Raw genomic sequence first — 24261 nt, forward strand, 5'->3', positions numbered from 1 at the left:
GTGAAATCCCAAACGCTAAGTAAACGAATGAGGCTCACACGACCATTTTGCCCAGCAAGCCACCCCTTCAAGTGAGTTACCGGATCACATCGGATTCTGGGAAAGAAAATCGATGCTGTAACGTGGGGTCGCAAGATTATAGAGAAGTCGAACTCAAAGATCGAACCTTTTTGCATCTAAATCCTGCGATTTCTGCCCCGCTATCAAGGCAGATGCGGCAGACGCAAATACTCTTCGCTCTGCATCTCCTGCAAACGCGATAAGCAGCGTTGATACTCAAACTTTAAGCGTGTGCCCTGATAAATTTCGAACAGTGACGTTTCCGCTGCCACAACCAATTTGACGTGGCGTTCATAGAATTCATCGACCAGCGCCAGGAAGCGCCGAGCCTGATCTTCCGTCTTGTAAATCATCACCGGCACATCATACAGCAATACGCTGTGGAAGCGGCGCGATAGCTCAATATAGTCATGCTGACTGCGCCCTTCTCCGCATAATGCGAGGAAATCAATCGCCAGCACGCCTTCATTGACGCCCAGCGTCGGCATCTGGCGGTGGTTAATCTCCAGAACGAGCGCATCCTCACGCGCTTTTCCTGACAGCGCGCGGAACATACGCTCCATTTCTGCGTGCGTGGCCTCGTTGAGTGGGAAATTCCACAGATGTGCCGAGGTCAGGGTGCGCAGGCGATAATCGATGCCAGCATCGACATTCATCACGTCACAATGGCGCTTAATCTGCTCAATCGCGGGCAGGAAGCGAGGACGTTGCAAGCCATTGCGGTACAGGTCATCCGGTGGAATGTTTGAGGTAGCCACCAGCGAGATACCCCGTGCAAACAGCGCCTCCATCAGCGTTCCCAATAACATCGCATCGGTAATGTCGGACACAAAAAATTCGTCGAAACAGAGAATATCGGTTTCAGCTTTAAAACGGTCAGCCACAATCAACAGCGGATCGCTGTGCCCTTGCAGCTGCGTTAACTCTTCATGGACGCGCAGCATAAAACGGTGAAAATGCAGACGCATCTTGCGATCGCCAGGAATAGACTGAAAAAATAAATCCATCACCCAGGTTTTACCCCGCCCAACACCGCCCCACATGTAAAGACCACGCACCGGCGTTTCGTTACTGCTTTTCTCTTTGGTCATCAGCTTAGATAAACGGCCAAACAGCCCTTTCGCTGCCGGCTCTGGCGCGGGTTTGCGCGCTATCAATCCTTGCTGAATAGCATCTAAGCGGGTTATCGCTTCGCGTTGTACGTCGTCCGGGCGAAACTCGCCCTGTGACAGCGCCTGCTCATAACGGGCAAGCGGAGATAAGGTTTGCATGGTTCTCTCAGAATCCCTGAAAAAGTCCGATTCACGGGTCGGTTGGCGAAAATTAGGCCGCACTACACTAAGCGATGCAGCCCGAGAGTTCCACTTCCAATAGATTATTGGGTATAGTGGCTGCTAATGAAGTTGAAACAGAAGCAATGCCCTACGAAGCAACGGAAATTACACGGGAGTCATTATGACCTGGGAATACGGGCTGATTGGTTTAGTGATTGGCATTATTGTCGGCGCGGTAGTGATGCGTTTTGGCAACAAAAAGCTGCGTGAGCAGCGTAGCATGCAGTATGAACTGGAAAAATCGAAGGCCGAGCTAGCAGATTATCGCGAAGAGCTCACCAACCACTTTGCTCGCAGCGCAGAGCTGCTGGACAACATGGCACATGATTATCGCCAGCTGTACCAGCATATGGCAAAAGGCTCTAACGACCTGCTGCCAAATCTGCCGGGCGAAAAGAATCCGTTTGCTTACCAACTGACGGAAGCCGAAGCGGATAACGATCAGGCACCGGTGCAAATCCCGCGTGATTATTCAGACGGCGCATCCGGTCTGCTGCGCGGTAGCGATCGCACTCCACGCAAATAATCCTTTTGGGGCACAGCTTAGCTGTGCCCTTTTTGTTTCCGAACACTTGCCCCAAACTACGGTCACACTTTTTATCCTCTTTTCGCAGTGAGAGCGTTTGCAATGAAAAAACAAGCACGACTGTTAAGCGCATTAGCCTTGAGCATTGGTATGAGTCTGGCCGCAACGCCCGGCGCAATGGCCACGCTGCCCGCACAGGTTCAGGGACAAGCACTGCCGAGTCTGGCTCCGATGCTGGAAAAAGTTCTGCCGGCGGTGGTCAGTGTGCATGTAGAAGGCACCGACAGCGGCCAGCAAGCACAGGATATTCCTGAACCTCTGAAACGCTTCTTTGGTCAGGCGCCGGGACAATCCCAACCGCAGCCGTTTGAAGGATTAGGTTCAGGCGTGATCATTGATGCCGCTAAAGGTTATGTCCTCACCAACAATCACGTGGTTAACGGTGCGGATAAAATCAGTGTGCAACTGAGCGATGGCAACGAGTATGACGCCAAACTGATTGGTCACGATGAGCAGACCGATATCGCCCTGATCCAGATTGAAGGGGCTAAGAATCTGACACAGGTAAAAATCGCCGATTCCGATTCCCTGAAAGTCGGTGATTTTGCCGTGGCGATTGGTAACCCGTTTGGCCTGGGGCAGACAGCCACGTCCGGCATTATTTCCGCGCTGGGCCGCAGTGGTTTGAACCTCGAAGGGCTGGAAAACTTCATCCAGACCGATGCGGCGATCAACCGCGGTAACTCTGGTGGTGCGCTGGTGAACCTGAATGGTGAGCTGATTGGCATCAACACCGCCATCCTGGCCTCCAGCGGCGGCAACATTGGTATCGGCTTCGCCATCCCGAGCAATATGGCAATGAATCTTGCACAGCAGTTGATTCAGTCAGGTGAAGTGAAACGCGGGCAACTCGGTATCAAAGGCACGGAAATGACGGCGGATATCGCCAAAGCCTTTAATGTCGATGCACAGCGTGGTGCCTTTGTTTCCGAAGTGCTGCCAAACTCTGCCGCGCAAAAAGCCGGTATCAAGGCGGGTGATATCATCACCTCGATTAACGACAAAGCGATCACCAGCTTTGCCGAACTGCGTGTCAAAGTGGGCACCACACCGCCAGGCCAGCAGGTGAAGATTGGTCTGTTGCGCCAGGGCAAACCGGTTACAGTGACCGTGACGCTGGAGCAGAGCGCGCAAACCACCGCCAGCGCCCAGCTCATGTCGCCAGCATTACAAGGTGCCACCTTGAGTGATGGAACGGCAAAAAGCGGCGATAAAGGCGTGAAAGTCGATGCCATCGAAAAAGGCACTCCGGCTGAGCAGGCTGGCCTGCAGAAAGACGATGTGATTGTCGGAGTGAACCGCGATCGCGTGACGTCGCTGGCTGAAATGCGCAAAGCGCTGGAAGGTAAACCGCCGGTGCTGGCACTGAATGTGGTGCGCGGTGACGAGAGCATTTACCTACTTATGCGTTAAACCTCGCAAACGGCGGACAAGCAGGTGTTTGTCCGCCTTTCTCATGCTATTCTGCCCTGCGATCAAACCTTTCCTGAAATAACACCATGATTCTTAAACTTTTGCGTTCTGTGGTGATGGGCCTGATCGTAGCGGGCTTACTGCTTGTTGCGATTCCTGCGCTGCGTATGGGCAGCAACGTCACCTTTGATCATGATAACAGCGATGATGAATCCCCCGTGAGCTTCAATCAAGGGGTGCGTCGTGCTGTGCCTGCGGTGGTCAATGTGTATAACCGCAGTGCTCACGGCAACAACAATCGTGGCATTACCACGCTGGGTTCCGGCGTGATCATGAACGTGAAAGGCTACATCCTGACCAATAAGCATGTGATTAATAACGCCGATCAGATTATCGTCGCGCTGCAGGATGGCCGTTTCTTTGAAGCCACCTTAGTAGGCTCAGATGCCATGACCGATCTCGCCGTGCTGAAAATCAGCGCCACTAACCTGCCAACCATTCCCATCAATGCCAAGCGTATCGCTCACATTGGTGATGTCGTGATGGCCATCGGTAACCCTTACAACCTCGGTCAGACGGTCACCCAAGGCATCATCAGCGCCACCGGGCGCGTAGGTTTGAGTTCTTCTGGCCGTCAAAACTTCCTGCAGACCGATGCGTCCATCAATCAGGGGAATTCCGGCGGTGCGCTGATCAACTCGTTGGGTGAGTTAATGGGCATCAACACGCTCACCTTTGATAAAAGTAATGACGGTGAAACGCCGGAGGGCATTGGTTTTGCCATTCCTACCGCGTTGGCGACCAAAATTATGGACAAGCTGATTCGCGACGGTCGCGTGATTCGCGGCTATATCGGGATAACCGGACGTGAACTTCCCCCGCTGCACGGCCAGGGCAGCAGCCTCGATCGCGCGCAAGGCATTATCGTCAGTGAAGTGACACCGGGAGGGCCAGCCGATCGTGCGGGCATTCAGGCTAATGATGTGCTGTTGCAGGTAAACGGCAAACCGGCCTTGTCGGCGCAGGAAACCATGGACCAGGTGGCGGAGATTCGCCCCGGGTCGGTGATTCAGGTGCAGGTGTTACGTAACGAACAGAAGATGATGTTGCCCGTGACCATTCAGGAGTTCCCGGAAGCACCGGCAACCACCACGCCACAGCAATAAGGGCGCTGATGCGCCCTTCAGATTTAACTGCGATCGACCGGGAAGGCGATCACGTCGCTCAGCGCATCCGCTTTCAACGCCAGCATAATCAAACGATCAACACCCAGCGCCACGCCTGAACACGCGGGCATGCCGTGCGACAGCGCATCCAGTAGATTGGTATCAATCGGGTGTTGCGGCAAACCCCGTGCGGCACGGCGGCGGTTATCCTGCTCAAAACGCTGACGCTGTTCACGACTATCGGTTAACTCACGGAATCCGTTTGCCAACTCCACACCTTTGTAATAGACCTCGAAGCGCTCTGCGACACGATGATCTTCGGTGCTGATTTCAGCCAGCGCCGCCTGGCTTGCCGGGAAGTGATACACGAAGCATGGCTTGTCATTGCCAATCTTCGGTTCAACCCCCAGCATAAACAGCAGCTGCAGCAGCGTATCGCGGTCATCTTCGCGGTTAGCCAGTTCACCTTCGCCCAGTTTGGTTGCCGCTTCACGCAGTTGCGCTTTATCCGCCGATAGCGGGTCGAGCTCCAGGTGACGGATAAACGCTTGCTGGTATGACAGTGACTCGGCGCTATCGCACTCCAGCACTTGCTGCATTAAATCGTCCACTTCATTCATCAGACGATACATGTCGTAGTGTGGGCGATACCACTCCAGCATGGTGAATTCTGGATTGTGATGACGTCCTGCCTCCTCATTACGGAAGCAACGTCCCATCTGGTAGATCGGGCCACTGCCCGCCGCCAGCAGACGCTTCATGTGATATTCCGGACTGGTCATCAGCCAGAGATCGCGCCCTTCTGCTGCGCCAGGCCCAACAAAACGCGTCTGGAAGGGTACCAGATGGATATCGGTAATGGTCGCCTGGCTCATCGCCGGGGTATCAACCTCCAGCACGCCGCGATCGGCAAAGAAACGACGAATCTCCGCCAAAATGGCGGCACGTTTCAACAAATTGGCAATGGGTGCGCTCGGCTGCCAGCTTGCCGTTTCGCTCATGTTGGTGACTCCGTATACAGATAAGGGGGAGAAGTCTACCCGTATTGATTAAGGCAAACAACGGCGTAACGGGGAGACAGGCGTTAACAGTGCTTTTTCAGATAAGGAGGTGAGATGACAGAGATAAATCCGGTACGAAACCAGGTTCCGCACCGGTTTTGATTACTGTGCGCTGCGCTGAATCGCTTTGCCGCCCGCCTGAACATCCTCGCCAACACCACGGGTGGTGTTGCAGGCAGTCAAAACGGAGGAAAGAACCAGAACAGAAAGAATCGCGACAATACTTTTCTTTAACATAGCCATATCCTTGTTGGTTGCAGTAAAAGTACAGCTATTCAAGCATAGACCTTATACACAACCTTGCAGGCTAAGCCGCTGAAAACGGGATGTCGTCGCAATTTATTTGTCAGCTGCGTGTGAGATCGCGCCACCCAAATGGGAGACATCTTCACCAAAGCCGTGGAAAGTGTTGCAGGCACTCAAAGCGGAGGAGACCAGCAACGCAAAAACAGCCAACTTCGCTATCTTTTTCATTTTTCTGAACTCATAGAATGAAAAAAGGCGCATCGATGATGCGCCTGATTTGACGATTATTTTACGCGGGAAACGTATTCGCCAGAGCGGGTATCCACTTTAACGACTTCGCCAATCTGCACGAACAGTGGAACTTTGATCACTGCGCCAGTCGACAGAGTAGCGGGTTTGCCGCCGGTACCTGCGGTGTCACCTTTCAGGCCAGGGTCAGTTTCAGTCACTTCAGCTTCGATGAAGTTCGGTGGCTGAACCGCGATCGCTTTATCGTTCCACAGGGTAACGATACAATCAGCGTTGTCCTGCAACCATTTGGTCACGTCATCCAGCACTTTAGCTTCGATCTGATACTGCTCGAAAGACTCTGGGTGCATGAAGTAGTAGAAGTCGCCGTCATTGTAAGAGTACTGCAGCGTCATATCACGAACGTCTGCGCCTTCGGCAGAGTCAGTAGATTTGAAAGTCTTCTCAACGCGAGAACCGGTCAGCAGACGACGCATTTTCACGCGTGCAAATGCCTGGCCTTTACCCGGCTTGACGAACTCACTGGCTTCGATGGCATATGGCTCGCCTTCGAACATGATTTTAAGACCGGGACGGAAATCGTTGCTAAGATAAGTCGCCATAAAGGCCCTCTGTAAATATTGAACTGGTAATAGCCAAAAAAATGGCAAACATTGTAACCCTAAATCCCCCCATCAGAGAAGATTGGTTGCAGCAACTTGCTGATGTTGTCACCGATCCTACTGAATTACTGCAACTTTTATCTCTCGATCATCATGCAGATTTGGCCGCAGGCCACGATGCGCGCAAGCTTTTTGCCCTGCGCGTGCCTCGCGCCTTCATTCAGCGTATGGCGATCGGTGATCCACAAGACCCTCTGTTGCTGCAAGTTTTGACCAGCCGTCAGGAATTTAATGATGCGCCAGGTTACAGCACCGACCCGCTCGACGAACAGAGCAGCGTGGTGCCGGGTTTACTGCATAAGTATAGAAACCGTGCGCTGCTGCTGGTGAAAGGCGGTTGTGCCGTCAACTGCCGCTACTGTTTCCGCCGCCATTTCCCCTATCAGGATAACCAGGGCAATAAACGCAACTGGCAGGCTGCGATTGATTACATTGCGGAACATCCAGAACTGGATGAGATCATCTTCTCCGGTGGCGATCCGCTGATGGCGAAAGATCATGAGCTGGCGTGGCTGGTTGGCGCGCTGGAAAAAATTCCGCATCTGAAACGTTTGCGTATCCACAGCCGCTTGCCGGTGGTGATCCCTGCTCGCATCACTGAAGGATTGTGTCAGATTCTGGCTGAGACGCGCCTGCAAGTGTTAATGGTCAGTCATATCAACCACGCGCAGGAGATTGATGACGAGCTGCGCTATGGCATGCAGATGTTGAAGCGTGCAGGTGTGACGTTGCTCAATCAGAGTGTGCTGCTACGTGGCATCAACGATGATGCGCAAGCACTGGCCAACCTGAGTAATGCGTTATTTGATGCGGGCATTCTGCCTTACTACCTGCACGTGCTGGATAAAGTGCAGGGTGCCGCCCATTTCTTTGTTTCCGACGATGAAGCCCGTGCGCTTGTGCGTCAATTGTTGACGATGGTGTCAGGCTACATGGTGCCGAAGCTGGCGCGTGAGATTGGTGGTGAACCCAGCAAAACGCCGCTGGATTTACAGCTCCGTCAGGAATAAAAAAAGCCGCATCAGCGGCTTTTTTCATATTCATTCCGTGCCATTAAGGGCACTTATACACCTGACCAGACATTTTGCTGTCAAGCGGTGCAAAAGCAGACAGCAGGTTCTGCGTTGGGCTGGTTGCACCGTAAATCACGTTGCCGCCCATTTCTGCCGCACGGTTACGCAGGTCATTGGCTGCGCCACGCAGAGAACTGCCTTCACCGCCTGAACCGCTCAACCAGTTGCTCTGTGAGCCGGTGACGTTACCCAGAAGCTGACATTGGCTGCCAGGCTGTTGGTCGACGAAGGTCACACGTTCGCCGCCTGAACTCAGTTGATTGGAGCTGCTGCAGCCCGCCAGCAGTAAAGTCCCTACCGCCAGTCCGAGCAAGAGGTTAATCCGCATTGTAATCCCCATTTATTATCATCAGTGTCGGGCGGCAGCGTAGCAGAAAAACGCACATTTTTTCTGAACATTCATTGCCACCTACCCTAAATAGTTCCAGGTGCAGAAAGGCGGCAAGGGCATGAATCCCCAAGAGCTTACTCCAGTAAGTGACTGGGGTGAATGAACGCAGCCAACGCATCTGCAGCCAGAAATATGACGGGTAAAACCCGCAATATTGCGCTCCTACTTATACCTTGTTCGCCGCCAAAAGAAAAACCCCCGACCGTTTCCAATCGAGGGTTTTTCACATGACTTAAGCAGTCAGGGGCAAATTACATCATGCCGCCCATTCCGCCCATGCCACCCATGCCGCCAGCTGCGCCTAAATCAGGTGCATCGCCTTTAGGCAGGTCGGTCACCATCGCTTCGGTGGTGATCATCAGACCGGCAACAGAAGAGGCGTACTGCAGCGCAGAACGGGTCACTTTAGTTGGGTCCAGGATACCGAAGTCGATCATGTTGCCGTACTCTTCAGTCTGCGCGTTGTAACCGTAGTTGCCGTCGCCCGCTTTCACGTTGTTAGCAACCACAGATGGCTCTTCACCGGCGTTAGACACGATCTGACGCAGTGGAGCTTCCATTGCGCGCAGCGCAACTTTGATACCCACGTTCTGATCTTCGTTCTGACCTTTCAGGCCAGATGCTGCGATTTTCGCCGCAACACGCACCAGTGCAACACCACCACCAGCAACCACGCCTTCTTCTACCGCAGCACGGGTTGCGTGCAGGGCATCTTCAACGCGCGCTTTCTTCTCTTTCATTTCAACTTCAGTGGCTGCGCCCACTTTCAGAACGGCCACGCCGCCTGCCAGTTTCGCTACGCGCTCCTGCAGTTTTTCTTTGTCGTAATCAGAGGTCGCTTCTTCGATCTGCTGACGAATCTGCGTTACGCGGCCCTGAATTGCGCCTTGATCGCCTACACCATCGATGATGGTAGAGGTATCTTTGTTGATCACAACACGCTTAGCCTGACCCAGATCTTCCAGGGTGGCTTTTTCCAGGTCCAGACCGATCTCTTCAGAAATCACGGTACCACCGGTCAGGATAGCGATATCCTGCAGCATGGCTTTACGACGGTCGCCGAAACCAGGTGCTTTAACAGCAGCCACTTTCACGATACCGCGCATGGTGTTCACCACCAGAGTCGCCAGTGCTTCGCCTTCAACATCTTCAGCGATGATCAGCAGTGGTTTACCGGCTTTCGCAACCGCTTCCAGTACTGGCAGCAGTTCACGGATGTTAGAGATTTTCTTATCAGCAAGCAGGATGTACGGTGCATCCAGTTCGATAGCGCCGGTTTCTGGCTTGTTGATGAAGTATGGAGACAGGTAGCCACGGTCAAACTGCATACCTTCAACCACGTCCAGCTCGTCTTGCAGGCCGGTGCCTTCTTCAACGGTGATAACGCCTTCTTTACCCACTTTTTCCATCGCATCAGCGATCAGGGTACCGACGGTTTCATCAGAGTTAGCAGAGATGGTACCAACCTGTGCAATCGCTTTGGTGTCCTGGCAAGGTACAGACAGGGTTTTCAGCTCTTCAACGGCTGCAGCAACGGCTTTATCGATACCGCGCTTCAGGTCCATTGGGTTCATGCCAGCCGCAACAGCTTTCAGACCTTCGTTGACGATAGCCTGCGCCAGTACGGTTGCAGTGGTCGTACCGTCACCTGCAGCGTCGTTCGCTTTAGAGGCAACTTCTTTCACCATCTGTGCACCCATGTTTTCGAACTTGTCTTCCAGTTCGATTTCACGCGCAACAGAAACACCATCTTTGGTGATGGTCGGTGCACCAAAAGATTTATCCAGAACCACGTTACGGCCTTTCGGGCCCAGGGTAACTTTTACTGCATCTGCCAGTACATTCACGCCACGCAGCATTTTTACGCGTGCGTCATTACCGAATTTTACGTCTTTAGCTGCCATTTCAAATATCCCTTAAATTCGTTTCGTTCAGTGAATTACGCGTAATTACGCTTCGACAATCGCCAGGATGTCGCTTTCAGAAATGATCAGAACTTCTTCGTTGTCGATCTTTTCAGTTTTAGCACCGTAGCCTTCGCTGAAGATAACCAGATCGCCAACTTTCACGTCCAGTGGCTTAACATCGCCGTTTTCCAGGATGCGGCCATTGCCAACAGCCAGGACTTCACCGCGAGTGGATTTACCAGCTGCTGAGCCGGTCAGAACGATACCGCCAGCAGATTTAGCTTCAACTTCTTTACGCTTGACGATAACGCGATCGTGCAACGGACGAATTTTCATTTGGTAGCTCTCCTTTGAGAAGTCCAATCATTCATTTTGGGGTTGAACCGGACTGCATGGCTTCCGGCCTCGTGGAGAGAGAGATAGGGTCAGGAAAAACGGCTTTCAAGGGGCAAAAAATAAAAAATTTTCGTTTTTGTAACCGTTGACGAAAAAGACAGCAAAAAGGCGGCTTGCGCCGCCTTCGATAACTCAGTGATCTTTGTCGTGCCCGATACGATCCTGATCTTTACGCTCATATTCACCATCCATGGTGAAACCACTGTCTGGCCCCGCGCCCGGCCCCCGCCACACACGTAAATGTGGCATCAATTTCAGCGTCAGATGCTTCTGCACCGGCGGCAACAGCAGCAGTAAACCGAGGAAGTCGGTAAAGAATCCCGGCAGCAGCAATAAGAAACCAGAGATGATGAGTGAAACGCTTTTGGTCATCTCCGCTGCTGGGCTTTCGTTACGCGCCAGCTTCTCCTGCATCAGGCGGAAGTTCTTCATGCCTTGGTTTTTCACCAGCGAAACACCAATGCAGGAGGTGAAAATCACCAGCAGCATGGTGAGCAGCACGCCCAGCGCATGCGCGACCTGAATGAAAATTGAGATCTCAATCCAGGCCAGAACAAAAAAAATCACGAACGGTATCCAGCGCACCGATATCTCCTGTGAGTAGAGCTGCCTCGCTATTTGCCAGGCAGCAGAATGGGATGGTCTGTAAGACCGTATTGATAGAGATGGGCATCTGAACCCATGATTTCAACCGATCCTGCCAAATTTTTCCCACTGACTTAAAATTGCGAACTACATCACATATCGTTATTACCGCTGGGCCAGCAAATGCCCGTAAAGTGATCTGTGCACAAACAATTCTGTAACAACAGAATATGATCGTGCCCGCCAGCCCGAAGATGGATAAAATGTCGGTGCGGGTATTCCACGACAATATAATTGCTTCACCTGCACAGTGATTGCCGCCGACCATCCCGGTCGCCTGGCAGCCACACCGCAGAAATAATAAGAAGGTAATCATGGCGAACAACATTCGTATCGAAGAAGACCTGTTAGGCATGCGCGAAGTTCCGGCAGACGCTTACTACGGTGTTCATACTCTGCGTGCGATTGAGAACTTCTACATTAGTAATAATAAAATCAGCGACATACCGGAATTTGTTCGCGGTATGGTGATGGTGAAAAAAGCAGCCGCGCTCGCCAACAAAGAGCTGCAAACAATCCCTCGCAACATTGCTAACACCATTATTCAAGCCTGTGATGAAGTGCTGAATAACGGTAAATGCATGGATCAGTTCCCGGTTGACGTCTATCAAGGCGGCGCGGGGACTTCGGTTAACATGAACACTAACGAAGTGCTGGCGAACATCGGCCTTGAGCTGATGGGCCACCAGAAAGGTGAATACCAGTACCTCAACCCCAACGATCACGTGAATAAGTGTCAGTCAACTAACGATGCTTATCCCACCGGTTTTCGTATCGCGGTTTACGCCTCCATCCTGAAACTGCTGGACGGCATTAGCCAGCTGAGCGAAGGCTTCCAGCGTAAAGCGGTCGAGTTCGAAAACATTCTGAAGATGGGCCGTACGCAGCTTCAGGATGCGGTGCCGATGACGCTGGGTCAGGAGTTCCACGCCTTCAACGTACTGTTGAATGAAGAAACACGCAGTATTCTGCGCACCGCAGAACTGCTGCTGGAAGTGAACCTTGGCGCGACCGCAATCGGTACCCGTCTCAACACCCCTGATGGCTATCAGCAACTGGCGGTACAGCGCCTTGCTGAAGTCAGCAACCTGCCGGTGGTGCCTGCAGAAGATCTGATCGAAGCCACCTCGGACTGTGGTGCCTACGTCATGGTGCACTCAGCGCTGAAACGTCTGGCGGTGAAACTGTCGAAGATTTGTAATGACCTGCGCTTGCTCTCATCCGGGCCACGTGCGGGCCTGAACGAAATCAACTTGCCTGAACTGCAGGCAGGTTCATCGATCATGCCAGCCAAAGTGAACCCGGTCGTGCCAGAAGTGGTGAATCAGGTCTGCTTCAAAGTCATCGGTAACGATATTACCGTCACCATGGCCTCAGAAGCGGGTCAGTTGCAGCTGAACGTCATGGAGCCGGTCATTGGCCAGGCGCTGTTCGAGTCGATCAGCATTCTGACCAACGCCTGCTTCAACCTGCTGGAAAAATGCGTTAACGGCATTACCGCCAACAAAGCGGTGTGTGAAGCTTACGTATTCAACTCGATTGGTATCGTCACCTATCTGAACCCCTATATCGGCCACCACAATGGCGATATCGTCGGCAAGATTTGTGCAGAAACCGGTAAGAGCGTACGTGAAGTGGTGCTGGAGCGCGGCCTACTGACCGAAGCAGAGCTGGATGATATTTTCTCTATCCAGAACCTGATGCATCCGACTTATAAAGCCAAACGCTACACCGACGAAAACGAACAGTAATCCGTTCCGGATCAAATCGCCAAAAGCACGCTTGTATACAATACGGCGTGCTTTTTTTCTTATGGCGACCATACCCAAAATAATTCGAGACCCCTCATGGGGCCTACTCTTGGTTCAGAAAGGCGGCAAGTGCATGAATCCTCAGGAGCTTACTGAAGTCAGTGACTGAGGTGAATGCACGTAGCCAACGCACCTGCACCTTGAAGTAGGAAGGGTATACAATTTTAAGAGTCTGGATCTCCCCCCATGGCTCAGGAGCGGAATGAATGGTAGGTGTGGAGTTATTGATTGTTCTGCTGGCAATCTGGCTCGGTGCGCGTTTAGGCGGCATTGGAATTGGGTTTGCTGGCGGATTTGGCGTGTTGGTGCTGACACTCTTCTTCGGCATGAAACCCGGCGCCATTCCCTTCGATGTGATCGAAATTATCATGGCGGTAATCGCCGCGATTGCCGCGATGCAAATTGCCGGTGGGCTGGACTATATGGTGGGTCTGGCCGAACGGTTATTACGTCGACACCCACGGTATGTCACCTTCCTTGCGCCACTGGTCACCTATGTGATGACGTTACTGGCCGGCACGGGGCACACCGCATTCTCCACCCTGCCGGTGATTGCTGAAGTCGCTAAAGAACAAGGTGTTCGTCCCTCGCGCCCGCTGTCGATTGCCGTCGTCGCCTCGCAGATCGCCATCACTGCTTCTCCGCTCTCCGCCGCCGTGGTGTTCTTTGCGTCGATTCTTGAACCGCGCGGCGTCAGCTATCTGGCGCTGCTTGCCGTGTCAATCCCCGCCACCATGGCCGCCATTTTCTGTGCAGCGGTGATCACCAGCTTCCTCGGCAAAGAGTTGCAAGAGGACGAGGTTTACCAGGCGCGTCTGGCCAAGGGTGAAGTCACGCTACGCGGCGAACGTGTTTATGACATCAAACCGGGCGCCAAACGTTCTGTGCTGCTGTTCCTGTTGGGGATTGCTGCTGTGGTGCTGTACGCCACCGCAATCAGTGACAGCGTTGGGCTGATTAGCAACCCAGTGTTGCCACGTAACGAAGCGATTGTGGTCTTTATGCTGACCGTCGCGACCCTGATCTGCCTAACGTGCAAAGTGGATACCGGCGAGATCCTCAGTGCCAGCACCTTTAAATCCGGCATGAGCGCCTGTATCTGTGTGATGGGCGTCGCCTGGCTCGGTGATACCTTCGTTAAAGCACATCTGACCGATATCCAGACCGTCGCGGGCGATATGCTGCAAAGCTATCCTTGGATGCTGGCGCTGGTGCTGTTCTTCGCCGCTACCCTGCTCTACTCACAGGCCGCCACCACCAAAGCGCTAATGCCCGCCGCCCTGATGTTAGGCGTGTCACCGCTGGCAGCCATCGCTTCTTTTGCCGCTGTCTCCGCGCTGTTTGTTTTGCCAACCTATCCCACGTTGTTAGCGGCAGTAGAGATGGATGACACCGGCTCCACCCGAATCGGCAAGTTTGTTTTTAACCACTCCTTTATTATTCCCGGCGTGTTGGCAATCGCCTTCTCAGTGGCGTTTGGCTTCCTGTTTGGTAGCCTGATTCTGTAGCGCCGTTACATCCTGAAAACCTCGAGGCGAGGCGGCCGTGTTATCATCGCGGCCTATTTGCCAACGGAGCTGATTACATCGTCATGGCTGCACGACTCTCCCGCCTGATGGGCCTTTGCTTTGCGCTGCTGTTTTGCCTTTCCGCGCACGCGAATATTTTCTCACCCAATAACAACAGCCGCTTTGTGCCGGTCGACCAGGCCTTTGGCTTTGATTTCAGCCAGCAAGGTAATCAGCTGACGCTGAGCTGGAAGGTGAAGGATGGCTATTACCTGTATCGCCAGCAAATTCACGTCACCCCGCAACAGGCGCAGATAGCCCCCCTTGCCCTGCCAGCGGGCAAGCCGCATGAAGATGAGTTTTACGGCAAAAGCGAAATCTATCCGCAGGATCTGCAACTGCCGATCACGCTACGTCAGGCCGATGCAGGTGCAACGCTCACGGTCACCTACCAAGGCTGTGCTGCTGCCGGGTTCTGCTATCCACCTGAAACCCGCTCCGTGCCGCTGAATCCTGTCGCGCTGAATTCTGCTGCGCCAGCGGTCACGGCTCAACCTGGCCCCTCTTCAACGCCACTGCCCTTTTCACCGCTTTGGGCGCTGCTGATTGGTATCGGTGTCGCCTTCACGCCTTGTGTGTTGCCGATGTATCCGCTGATCTCCAGCATCATTCTGGGTGGACCACGTCGCTATTCGGTGGGCCGCCTGTTTGCGCTGGCAATGGTGTATGTGCAAGGCATGGCGCTGACCTATACCCTGCTCGGCATGGTCGTTGCGGCGGCGGGCTTACGTTTCCAGGCTGCACTGCAACATCCGTATGTTTTAATTGGCTTGTCGGTGCTGTTTATCGTCCTGGCCCTGTCAATGTTTGGCCTGTTCACTTTGCAACTGCCCTCCAGCCTGCAAACCCGCTTGACGCTCTGGAGTAACCGCCAACAAGGTGGCTCGCTGCCTGGCGTGTTTATGATGGGTGCGCTGGCAGGATTGATCTGCTCGCCCTGCACCACCGCGCCGCTCAGCGCCATCCTGCTGTATATCGCCCAGAGCGGCAATCTGTGGGCCGGTGCCGGCACGCTATGGTTATACGCGTTCGGTATGGGCCTGCCGCTGATTGCCGTCACGATGTTTGGTAACAAGCTGCTGCCAAAAAGTGGCCCCTGGATGCAGAGCGTAAAAGAGGGTTTTGGCTTTGTGATTCTGGCATTGCCGGTGTTCTTGCTGGAGCGCGTCATCGGCGATACCTGGGGGTTGCGTCTCTGGAGCCTGCTTGGCGTGGCCTTCTTTGCCTGGGCGTTCAGCCTCAGCTTGCGTGCGCAGGGCAAATGGCGCATCCTGCAAATCGTGATGCTGGCGGCGGCACTGGTGGCCGCGCGTCCGCTGCAAGACTGGGCCTTTGGCAGCAGCAACAGCGTGCAATCCGTTGCCCATCTGCCGTTCAAAACCATTGCCAGCAGCGAACAACTGGATAGCGCCTTGCAGCAGGCACAGGGCCGCATCACCATGGTTGATCTCTACGCCGACTGGTGCGTGGCCTGCAAAGAGTTTGAAAAATACACCTTCAGCGACCAAGGCGTGCAAAACGATTTGAGCCAGATACAGCTGCTGCAAGCCAACGTCACCGCCAACAGTGCGCAAGACAATGCACTGCTACAGCATTTACAGGTGCTCGGATTACCGACCATCCTGTTTTTTGATGCGCAGGGTAAAGAAATCCCTGATTCGCGCGTGACCGGTTTCCTGAGTGCCGCAGACTTCAGCGCGCATTTGCACAATCTGCCGCGTTAAACGACACTGGTTGCAGGACACTGCCCGTTCGCCCGCGAACGGGCCCGCACTCCAGAGGAGAGTCACTTGCAACGTGAACAGATTCTTGAGCATGCGCTGAATGTGCTTGAGCAGAGCGGATTAGCCGCCACCACTTCCCTGCAACAGCTGGCCGGCGAGACCGGGCTAACAAAGGAACAACTTGAGCGTTTCTGGCCCGACCGTGATGCCCTGCTGTATGACGCCCTGCGTTATCACGGCCAGCAAATCGATAGCTGGCGCCGTCAGGTGCAGCTCAATGAACATCTCACTCCCGCTCAAAAACTGCTGGCGCGCTATGAAGTGTTGAGTGAACACGTGAATAAAGGGCGCTTCCCCGGCTGCCTGTTTATCGCTGCCTGTAGTTTCTATCCGCAACCCGATCAACCGGTGCATCAACTTGCCGAGCAGCAAAAACGCAGCTCATGGCAGTTTACTCATGAGATCCTGGTGGATTTGGCGCTGGATAACCCCAGCATGGTGGCCGATCAAATGGAGCTGATCCTTGAGGGCTGCCTCAGCAAGCTGCTGGTAAAGCGTAACGTACAGGACGTAGCGACCGCTCGCCGCCTGGCCGAGGATGTGCTGAGCATAGCGTTGTGTCGTCAAAACGGCGCACTGAGCTGATCCACGGGCGTGGTAAAGCGCAGGGTGATATTTTGGTCAGCCTGCCTGAAAAGCAAGCAATCAGTCACGATTGCACCGTTTTTTTGACGAAAGCCGTTGACGGTTGTGAGCCATTAAGGTTTAATGCGCCCCGTTGCCCGGATAGCTCAGTCGGTAGAGCAGGGGATTGAAAATCCCCGTGTCCGTGGTTCGATTCCGCGTCCGGGCACCAACATTCTGAAAACCCAGCTTATAGCTGGGTTTTTGCTTTTCTGCGTTTGTCATTCTGTTCCCCCCTACCAGCTATCAACTTACAGCACTGCTTATGTTCCAAATTTGGCACTTAACTCGTCCTATACCGATTAAAGTGCCAGAAAAGGAACGTTATTAAACTTCATATCTTGATAGCTAATACAAACAACAGCTGGTTTTGAGACTTTGAATTACGGGATGCCTTTCAGCATCCCTTAATAGACTACAACCGATAATCCTCGTCACTCACCTGCTCCATCCAGGTCACCGGGCTACCGTCCACCGATTCAGCAATGGCGATATGCGACATCGCGTTATCCGGGGTTGCGCCATGCCAGTGCTTCACACCCTCTGGGATCCAGATAATGTCACCTTGATTCATCACCTGAATCGCCTCACCTTCACACTGAATCCAGCCTTGCCCATGCACAATAATCAAAGTTTGTCCGAGCGGATGCGTATGCCATGCAGTCCGCGCGCCCGGCTCGAATGTCACCGTTGCGCCACCTACGCGTGCAGGGGCATCAGCCTGGAAAGGGGCATCCAAACGCACCGTACCGGTGAAATACTCTGCTGGACCTTTACGTGAGGGTACGGAGCCGTTTTTGATGAATCGCAACATGGTTTTTGTCCTCTGTTTTATCAATGACTCTACTGTAGCAAAGGGGACTGGATGCGATTAAGACAACAATCACGCAAGCGCCTATGAGCAGGACTCATAAGATCATACCGATTACCGTTACAGGGTCTTTCAGGGAAGAATAGGATGTTTTAAAACTATTCTTTTAAGGGGAAACAATAAAACAACCTCAGGTCATAATATTAATTTATTCCCCCATAAAAAATTTCAATAAAATTATTTATCATATAGTTAACGCATCCCTAAATAATATTTCGTGATCGTGACTTCGTAAGCCGTAACACACACTCCGTAACACGCCATTTATCCCGTATTCTTGCTCAAACAGAAAAATAACCTCTGATACCCGGCTGTTGATAACAGCCGGGATCCCCCTACTCTGTCATTGCATCGGGAGTGAATTATGCCTGAAGAGACGATCGCGTTGCCGTGGTATAAAAGGCTTAACCGCCAGCAATGGAAGGCATTCTGGGCTGCATGGATGGGATATTTGCTGGACGGATTTGACTTCGTCATTATTACCCTGGTGCTTACCGAAATAATGGCTGAATTTCATGTTTCGACAGCAGAAGCCGCGGCCTTAATTTCCGCTGCTTTTATCTTACGCTGGTTTGGTGGATTAGCGCTGGGTGCAATGGGTGATAAATATGGCCGAAAAAGCGCCATGATCACCAGCATCATATTATTTGCTGGCGGAACATTCGCCTGCGGTATTGCGCCGAATTATACATGGATGTTTATTGCCCGTGTTCTGGTCGGGATTGGCATGGCGGGTGAATATGGCACCAGTTCCGCTTATGCCATCGAAACCTGGCCAAAAGACATGCGTAACAAAGCCAGTGCCTTTCTTAATTCAGGGTTCTCCGCTGGCGCTATTTTATCGGTGCTGGCTTACAGTTGGGTGGTGCCGCTATGGGGCTGGCGAGCGCTGTTTTACCTCGGCATCATCCCGGTGTTTTATGCCTTATGGCTACGACGTGCCATCCCAGAAGCTGAAGAGTGGGCCGCCGCGAAGGCGAAAGCCTCACAACCCGCCGTCACCATGATTGATGCGCTGTTTCGCAGCCCCAATCGCTTACGGAATAACCTCAACATACTGCTAGGGATTGTTGCTGCCGTTGCGCTCTACTTCTGTTTCGATCATCAAAGCTCCGGTTGGGCAACCGCGCTGTTAGCCATCACCACGGCCGCTATTTTTATTCGCTTCCTGGTGCAGAGTGGCGGCGATCGCTGGCCCACCAGCCTGATGCTAACGGTGACGATTATTTGCGTCTTCCTTTACGGGTGGCCGATCCATGCGCTGTTACCGACTTACCTGAAAACCGATCTGCACTATTCACCTGAGGTGGTGGCGTTAGTGTTCTCCTTCAGCCGCTTTGGCATGGGGCTGGGCTGTTGCGTGGCGGGCATTGCTGCCGATCGGATAGGCACACGCAAAACCTATGTTCTCAGCCTGTTAGTCGCCCAGTTGCTGATCATCCCGGTGTTTATGCTGAACGGCTCGAATGTGTGGTTGCTGTGCCTGCTCATCTTCTTGCAGCAGCTATTCAGCCAGGGTGTCGGCGGGCTACTGGCGAAAATGATCAGCGGCTATTTCGATACCGAACAGCGTGCCGCCAATCTCAGCTTTATCTACAACATCGGCTCGCTGGGTGGTGCATTAGCACCGGTGTTGGGTGCACTGATCGCGCAGCATGCGTCGCTGGGCGGTGCACTGGGTGGACTCTCCTTTGGCTTGACCTTCGTGGTGATGCTGCTGATTGGTTTTGATATGCCTTCCCGCGTGCAGCGCTGGCTGAAACCGCAGGCACTTCGCCATTACGACACCGTCGATGGCACGCCACTCTCCGGCGCATTCACCCGTGAAGAGCGAGCCAATCCCTCTCTTACCCCTATAAACCCAAGTAAATCCTGACAGGAGAATAAAATGACCGCAGGAAACCGTATTTATCTTCGTCGCCCAGCTGATGCCGAACCCTTACTGGAAGCCTTTCGCTGTTTACCCGCCGCGGTGGTCGCGGACTGCATGAGCCGCCTACCCGCGCTGTCAGCGGAGATCAGCCTGAAAACCGCGCCACAAAAACCGATCATGTGCGGTCTGGCAGTCACGGTGAAAGCACGTTCCGGCGATAACCTGATGTTGCACAAAGCGCTGGATATGGCCGGGCCAAACGATGTGATTATTCTGTCGAATGAGGGCGACCGCAGCCAGTCATTGATGGGTGAAGTGATGGCCACTTACGCCAGACAGCGTGGCATGGAAGGGATTGTACTTGATGGCCCGGTACGTGACATCGACGGCTTATCACGCATGGACTTCCCGATTTATGCCGCTGGGCATACCCCCGGCGGTCCGTTCAAAGATGGCCCAGGCGAAATTAACGTGCCGATTGCCTGCGGCAAGATCCATGTCTCGCCCGGCGATATTGTGCTGGGGGATGCCGACGGTGTGATTATCATTCCACGTCAGGATGCGGCACGCATTCTTGAAGCGGCACAGGCCTATTTAATCGTGGATGAGCGTAACTTCGAGCTGGCAAAAACCGGTTCGCTGGAGCGCGGCTGGCTGGCAGAGACGCTGCACAATAAGCAGGTCGAGATTATTGATGATGTTTATCGGTAGGGGGTTAGAGGCGCTACGATTATTTGGTAGGGGCGTGCCTTGGCACGCCCGATGGTGGCGGCGAGCGGCCTAAAGGCCGCCCCCCACTGTACATATCACGGCGTGGTGCTCACCATCGCCAACTTGCGCTGCCGGTTTTCGCGCCACACCGCAAAAATCCCAGCCAGCGCCACAATCGATGCGCCAAAGATGGTGGTGCTACCAGGCAAGCTGTTGAGGAACAGATAACCAATCAGCATCGACCATACCAGCGTGGTGTAATCAAAGGGGGCGAGTAATGAGGCATCGGCATAACGCAGGCTCAGCGTGACCAGAATTTGCGCCAGCCCACCAAACAAGCCACACCCCACCAGCAACAACAGCTGCAAGCCGGTAGGTTTCGCCCAACCAAAGAACGCGGTCGCCAGGCCAATCAGCGTGGTCATCAATGAAAAATAGAACACAATCGCGCCGGGCTTTTCGATGCCATTAAGGAAGCGGATCTGCACATTGGAGGTCGCCGTACAGAGTGCCGCAATCAGCGCAAACGCCACGCCAAGGCTGGCCGTCGCACTGCTGGCACCGCCGGCCAGCACACCACCGCTGGCCGCGAGGCTGGACGAGAGCATGATCAGAATGCCGGATAATCCCACCACGACCGCCACCCAGCGGGACACTCGCACTCGCTCTTTCAGCAGCATCGCCGCCATCATCACCGTAAACAAAGGCGCGGCATAGCTGAGCGCTGTGGCATCGGCTAACGAGATATACACCAGCGCCAGATAGTTAAAATACATGCCGCCAGTGCCGGAAAAACCACGAATGAAATGGCCAAACAGGTTGCGCGTCTTGAGGTTTTCCAGCACGTTTCCCTGGAATTTCAGCCAGATCAGCAAGGGGAACAGCGCGATAAAACTGCGGAAAAAGATCACTTCGCCAGTGGGCATTGCGCCATTGAGGCCTTTCACACAGGCCAACATCAAAGTGGCGCAGAGCGCGGCAAATATCTTCAGTAACACGCCTAAACGGGGATTCATGCGCTTTCTCTTCTCTCTACTGCGTGCAATCGGCAGGATTGCCGAGAGGACAACGCGCTTCACACTAAGGAGAAAACTGTGCGCTGGATAACACTTTTTCGCTCTACCTGAATAGAAATAACTTATCGCCTTGGGTCATATCATTTCCCTATTGCATGCAACGCTTTCCCTCTTTTTCGACGTAAAACAAAGCCGATATAGTCCAGAAAAGCGAACTTTTGCGCTGCGAGGCAGCATCCACTATTGAGGGAATGCACATGACCATGAAAAGACGTACTACCATCGGGTTGGCACTGCTGCCACTGCTGGCGATTTCGGCGGCGCAGGCAGACATGATGGCGAACATTAAATCCAGCGGCGAACTGAAGTGTGCCGTTTACTCTGACGTGCCTCCGTTCTCTTCACCGGATCCACAAACGCGCCAGCTGGCTGGGATGGATATCGATCTCTGTACCGCGTTAGCCAAACATATGGATGTCAAACTCACGCTGGTGCCGACATCCGTTGAGGCACGTATTGCCGTTATTGCCACCGGCCGCGCCGATGTGTTGATTGCTAACCTCGCTTACACCAAGACCCGTGGTAATCAGATCCAGTTCAGCGATCCCTACTACGTAGCGAAGGAGATGTTGCTGGTCAAAGCTCCGCTGGCGGATAAGCCGTTGAGCTACTTCCAGGGCAAACGCATCAGCGCCACCAAAGGCACCACTTCTGAGCAGTCGATCCATATCAAGGGTGGCAAAGCCGTGACCTTCCAGGATTCCGCTTCGGCGTTCCTGGCGCTGGAACAGAACAAGTCTGTAGGCTTCGTCACCAACACCATGACCGGTATCAAAACCATTGCTCAGGCGAAAAAAGACGGCATCGATCTGGCGATGATCAAAGAGCCGATGGCGCTGGAGCCGATTGGTGTCGGCATGAAGAAAGATGAACCGGCGCTGCTCGCCAGCGTCAACAGTGGCCTGAAAGCCATGGACGATGACGGCACCATCGATAAAATCTGGAACACCTGGATTGGGCCAAACACCGAATACAAGATGGTGCGTGAAGAGCGCGTACAGCCGCTCTCCAGTCTGAAATTTGAACCGCTGGAATAACCATGCCCGTGATGTCGCCATCTGATATCCAGCCCGCCAGTGCCCCCGCGCTGGCTTGCTCCTCCGCGATTACCCTTTCCACCATCGGCGCGCGTGCGTGGCTGGTGGAAGCCCCGGGTGGGTTTGATCTCTCCGCCCAACGCCGCATCTGGTCACTGGCACGTCTGCTGCAAGCGGATGAAGCCGTTGAAGCCTTGATTCCTGGCGTCACCAATTTGCTGGTGCTCTTCCGCCACATCCCTGTTGATGAAGCCGCCGTTCGTCTTAGCCTGCAAGCGGCGTGGGATCAGGCTCAGGCGACCAGTCCGCAAGGCAAACTGATTGAAATCCCGGTGCATTATGGCGGCGAACACGCGATCGATATCGATGCGGTCTGCCGCCACACCGGCTTTAGCGCGCGCGAAGTGGTGCGTCGCCACCATCAGAGCGAATACACGGTGTTCGCCCTGGGCAGTGCGCCAGGCTTTGGTTATTTGCACGGGCTGGATCCGCAGCTGGCTACGCCAAGGAAGAAAGTACCGTCGCTAAGTATGTTGAAAGGCACGGTGACCATTGGTGGCGCGCAGGCGGGTGTGTCAGCGCTGACCGGCCCCAACGGCTGGAACGCTATCGGCTTTGCCGAACTGGATGTGTTTGATCCCTTGGCATCCTCGCCAGCCTTGATGGCACCGGGCGATCGTATTCGTTTCCTGCCGCAGAGGATTGAACTGTGATTGAGATTGAACAAAGCGGTGCGCTTAACACAGTGCAGGATCTGGGACGCTTTAATTTTCGCCATATGGGCGTCTCGGTCAGTGGTGTGATGGATCCCCTGGCATTGCGCGCGGGCAATCTGTTGCTGGGGAATGAAGAGAATGCCGCGGCGATCGAAGTTCAACTGTTCCCGTTTCGCGTACGCTTTCTGCAAGACACCAGTATCGCCGTGACGGGCGCAGACTGCCGTACCACGCTGGATGGCGTCCCCCTGCCGCCTTGGTGGGGTTGTGGCGTGCGGGCGGGCCAGGTACTGGAAATGCGTTACCCTCGCAGTGGCGCGCGCGGTTATCTTTGCATCGCGGGCGGCATTGACGTGCCCGTGGTGCTGGGTTCACGAAGCACCGCACTGCGCGGCAGCTTTGGTGGACTGGAAGGCCGTCCATTACAACGCGGCGATCGGCTGCCGCTGGGTGAATCGCACGCCTCAGCCCTTCCCGCCAGTGGGATTGGCATCGAACCGCCGGACAGCGCCCTGAGCGCGCATTTCCCGCGTAACAGTGCCGGTGAGATTCAGCTACGCGCGATTCCATCGGGTGAATATCCGCTGTTTGCTGCTGATGCACCGCGCTTCTGGCAACAATCCTGGCAGGTTTCCAACCAAAGCAACCGTACCGGTTATCGGCTGGCGGGCGATCCGATTTTCCCCTCTGAAACCATCGAAATGCGCTCCTATGGCCTGATACCGGGCATTGTGCAGGTGCCACCTGGCGGCGAACCCATTATTCAGTTGAGCGATGCTAACACCGCAGGCGGTTACCCGAAGATTGCCGGGGTGATCGAGCAGGATCTGTGGCGTTTGGGACAAGTGCTTCCCGGCCAGTCGATCCAGCTGATCCAGAGCGATGCGCGTGAAGCGATAGCGATCGATCAGGAAGTCACACGCTGGCTCAGCCGTCTGCGTCTCAGTTGCCCGCCGCTGCGCAAAGCGTTGACGGCATAACTTTCGTAAGGAACCCAAACC

The 24261-nt window shown here is 54.0% G+C and carries 24 protein-coding genes and 1 tRNA gene; 14 read left to right on the forward strand and 11 right to left on the reverse strand.

Features of this window, described 5'->3' with window-relative positions:
- Nucleotides 1-203: 203 nt before the first annotated feature.
- Nucleotides 204-1331 carry a cell division protein ZapE gene (gene zapE, locus LK04_RS16695; RefSeq protein WP_039327444.1) on the reverse strand — a complete coding sequence of 376 codons (1128 nt, stop codon included), beginning with the start codon at nucleotides 1329-1331 and terminating at the stop codon, nucleotides 204-206.
- Between the two features lie 184 nt (nucleotides 1332-1515).
- On the opposite strand from zapE, the gene zapG reads away from it, so the two are divergent.
- From zapG to degS, 3 genes are all read left to right on the forward strand, one after another.
- A complete protein-coding gene (zapG, locus tag LK04_RS16700; RefSeq protein ID WP_039327442.1) occupies nucleotides 1516-1920 on the forward strand; it encodes a Z-ring associated protein ZapG in 405 nt (134 codons plus the stop codon).
- Between the two features lie 102 nt (nucleotides 1921-2022).
- Nucleotides 2023-3393 carry a serine endoprotease DegQ gene (gene degQ, locus LK04_RS16705; RefSeq protein WP_039327440.1) on the forward strand — a complete coding sequence of 457 codons (1371 nt, stop codon included), beginning with the start codon at nucleotides 2023-2025 and terminating at the stop codon, nucleotides 3391-3393.
- A gap of 86 nt (nucleotides 3394-3479) precedes the next feature.
- Nucleotides 3480-4559: an outer membrane-stress sensor serine endopeptidase DegS gene (gene degS, locus LK04_RS16710; RefSeq protein WP_039327438.1), complete on the forward strand. Its 1080-nt coding sequence runs from the start codon at nucleotides 3480-3482 to the stop codon at nucleotides 4557-4559.
- 23 nt (nucleotides 4560-4582) lie between these two features.
- Here the strand turns inward: degS and epmA are convergent, their stop codons facing one another.
- The 4 genes from epmA to efp all read right to left on the reverse strand — a co-directional run bounded on the left by epmA (nucleotide 4583) and on the right by efp (nucleotide 6717).
- Nucleotides 4583-5560 (reverse strand): elongation factor P--(R)-beta-lysine ligase, encoded by a 978-nt coding sequence (gene epmA, locus LK04_RS16715; RefSeq protein WP_039327436.1) that lies wholly within the window; start codon nucleotides 5558-5560, stop codon nucleotides 4583-4585.
- Between the two features lie 162 nt (nucleotides 5561-5722).
- The gene (locus LK04_RS16720; protein ID WP_038649531.1) at nucleotides 5723-5857 is read right to left on the reverse strand and encodes an entericidin A/B family lipoprotein; all 135 of its coding nucleotides are present in this window, start codon (nucleotides 5855-5857) and stop codon (nucleotides 5723-5725) included.
- A gap of 102 nt (nucleotides 5858-5959) precedes the next feature.
- Nucleotides 5960-6094, reverse strand: coding sequence for an entericidin A/B family lipoprotein (locus LK04_RS16725; protein WP_039327661.1), 135 nt, complete (start codon nucleotides 6092-6094; stop codon nucleotides 5960-5962).
- Between the two features lie 56 nt (nucleotides 6095-6150).
- On the reverse strand, nucleotides 6151-6717 hold the full coding sequence (efp, locus tag LK04_RS16730; protein WP_039327432.1) for an elongation factor P: 567 nt from the start codon (nucleotides 6715-6717) through the stop codon (nucleotides 6151-6153).
- 41 nt (nucleotides 6718-6758) lie between these two features.
- Between efp and epmB the strand changes: the two genes are divergently transcribed.
- On the forward strand, nucleotides 6759-7787 hold the full coding sequence (epmB, locus tag LK04_RS16735; protein ID WP_039327430.1) for an EF-P beta-lysylation protein EpmB: 1029 nt from the start codon (nucleotides 6759-6761) through the stop codon (nucleotides 7785-7787).
- Nucleotides 7788-7830: 43 nt separating this feature from the next.
- On the opposite strand, the gene LK04_RS16740 is transcribed toward epmB, so the two are convergent.
- From LK04_RS16740 to LK04_RS16755, 4 genes are all read right to left on the reverse strand, one after another.
- Nucleotides 7831-8178: a DUF4156 domain-containing protein gene (locus LK04_RS16740; protein ID WP_039327428.1), complete on the reverse strand. Its 348-nt coding sequence runs from the start codon at nucleotides 8176-8178 to the stop codon at nucleotides 7831-7833.
- A 314-nt stretch (nucleotides 8179-8492) separates the two neighbouring features.
- Nucleotides 8493-10145, reverse strand: a complete 1653-nt coding sequence (gene groL / locus LK04_RS16745; RefSeq protein ID WP_039327426.1) for a chaperonin GroEL — start codon at nucleotides 10143-10145, stop codon at nucleotides 8493-8495.
- 45 nt (nucleotides 10146-10190) lie between these two features.
- On the reverse strand, nucleotides 10191-10484 hold the full coding sequence (locus LK04_RS16750) for a co-chaperone GroES (protein WP_021507766.1): 294 nt from the start codon (nucleotides 10482-10484) through the stop codon (nucleotides 10191-10193).
- 192 nt (nucleotides 10485-10676) lie between these two features.
- Nucleotides 10677-11129 carry an FxsA family protein gene (locus tag LK04_RS16755; RefSeq protein WP_039327422.1) on the reverse strand — a complete coding sequence of 151 codons (453 nt, stop codon included), beginning with the start codon at nucleotides 11127-11129 and terminating at the stop codon, nucleotides 10677-10679.
- A gap of 374 nt (nucleotides 11130-11503) precedes the next feature.
- Here LK04_RS16755 and aspA point away from each other — a divergent pair, with 374 nt between their 5' ends.
- From aspA to LK04_RS16780, 5 genes are all read left to right on the forward strand, one after another.
- Complete coding sequence (gene aspA / locus LK04_RS16760) at nucleotides 11504-12940, forward strand: aspartate ammonia-lyase (RefSeq protein WP_007886584.1); 1437 nt, start codon at nucleotides 11504-11506, stop codon at nucleotides 12938-12940.
- A gap of 266 nt (nucleotides 12941-13206) precedes the next feature.
- The gene (locus LK04_RS16765) at nucleotides 13207-14508 is read left to right on the forward strand and encodes an anaerobic C4-dicarboxylate transporter (protein ID WP_039337152.1); all 1302 of its coding nucleotides are present in this window, start codon (nucleotides 13207-13209) and stop codon (nucleotides 14506-14508) included.
- An 83-nt stretch (nucleotides 14509-14591) separates the two neighbouring features.
- Nucleotides 14592-16292 carry a protein-disulfide reductase DsbD gene (locus tag LK04_RS16770; protein WP_059109812.1) on the forward strand — a complete coding sequence of 567 codons (1701 nt, stop codon included), beginning with the start codon at nucleotides 14592-14594 and terminating at the stop codon, nucleotides 16290-16292.
- 66 nt (nucleotides 16293-16358) lie between these two features.
- Nucleotides 16359-16937: a division control transcriptional repressor DicD gene (dicD, locus tag LK04_RS16775; protein WP_039337484.1), complete on the forward strand. Its 579-nt coding sequence runs from the start codon at nucleotides 16359-16361 to the stop codon at nucleotides 16935-16937.
- 135 nt (nucleotides 16938-17072) lie between these two features.
- Nucleotides 17073-17148: transfer RNA gene (locus LK04_RS16780), tRNA-Phe, on the forward strand.
- Between the two features lie 243 nt (nucleotides 17149-17391).
- Here LK04_RS16780 and LK04_RS16785 read toward each other — a convergent pair.
- Nucleotides 17392-17790, reverse strand: coding sequence for a cupin domain-containing protein (locus tag LK04_RS16785; protein ID WP_039336699.1), 399 nt, complete (start codon nucleotides 17788-17790; stop codon nucleotides 17392-17394).
- 421 nt (nucleotides 17791-18211) lie between these two features.
- Here LK04_RS16785 and LK04_RS16790 point away from each other — a divergent pair, with 421 nt between their 5' ends.
- Both LK04_RS16790 and LK04_RS16795 read left to right on the forward strand, forming a co-directional pair.
- The gene (locus LK04_RS16790) at nucleotides 18212-19723 is read left to right on the forward strand and encodes an MFS transporter (protein WP_039336702.1); all 1512 of its coding nucleotides are present in this window, start codon (nucleotides 18212-18214) and stop codon (nucleotides 19721-19723) included.
- 12 nt (nucleotides 19724-19735) lie between these two features.
- Nucleotides 19736-20431 (forward strand): RraA family protein, encoded by a 696-nt coding sequence (locus LK04_RS16795; RefSeq protein ID WP_059109813.1) that lies wholly within the window; start codon nucleotides 19736-19738, stop codon nucleotides 20429-20431.
- A gap of 95 nt (nucleotides 20432-20526) precedes the next feature.
- On the opposite strand, the gene LK04_RS16800 is transcribed toward LK04_RS16795, so the two are convergent.
- Entirely contained in the window at nucleotides 20527-21447 is a 921-nt protein-coding gene (locus LK04_RS16800; protein WP_059109814.1) for a DMT family transporter, read from the reverse strand.
- Between the two features lie 257 nt (nucleotides 21448-21704).
- Here LK04_RS16800 and LK04_RS16805 point away from each other — a divergent pair, with 257 nt between their 5' ends.
- Genes LK04_RS16805 through LK04_RS16815 form a run of 3 tightly spaced genes read left to right on the forward strand, consistent with a single transcriptional unit; the run spans nucleotide 21705 to nucleotide 24240 of the window.
- Entirely contained in the window at nucleotides 21705-22544 is an 840-nt protein-coding gene (locus LK04_RS16805) for a transporter substrate-binding domain-containing protein (RefSeq protein ID WP_039337325.1), read from the forward strand.
- Nucleotides 22545-22546: 2 nt separating this feature from the next.
- Complete coding sequence (pxpB, locus tag LK04_RS16810; protein ID WP_039337323.1) at nucleotides 22547-23257, forward strand: 5-oxoprolinase subunit PxpB; 711 nt, start codon at nucleotides 22547-22549, stop codon at nucleotides 23255-23257.
- A complete protein-coding gene (locus LK04_RS16815) occupies nucleotides 23254-24240 on the forward strand; it encodes a biotin-dependent carboxyltransferase family protein (protein WP_039337321.1) in 987 nt (328 codons plus the stop codon). Before pxpB ends, LK04_RS16815 begins: the two co-directional genes overlap by 4 nt.
- Nucleotides 24241-24261: the final 21 nt, after the last annotated feature.

Source organism: Pantoea vagans, assembly GCF_001506165.1.
In the GTDB taxonomy this organism is placed as follows: domain Bacteria; phylum Pseudomonadota; class Gammaproteobacteria; order Enterobacterales; family Enterobacteriaceae; genus Pantoea; species Pantoea vagans_C.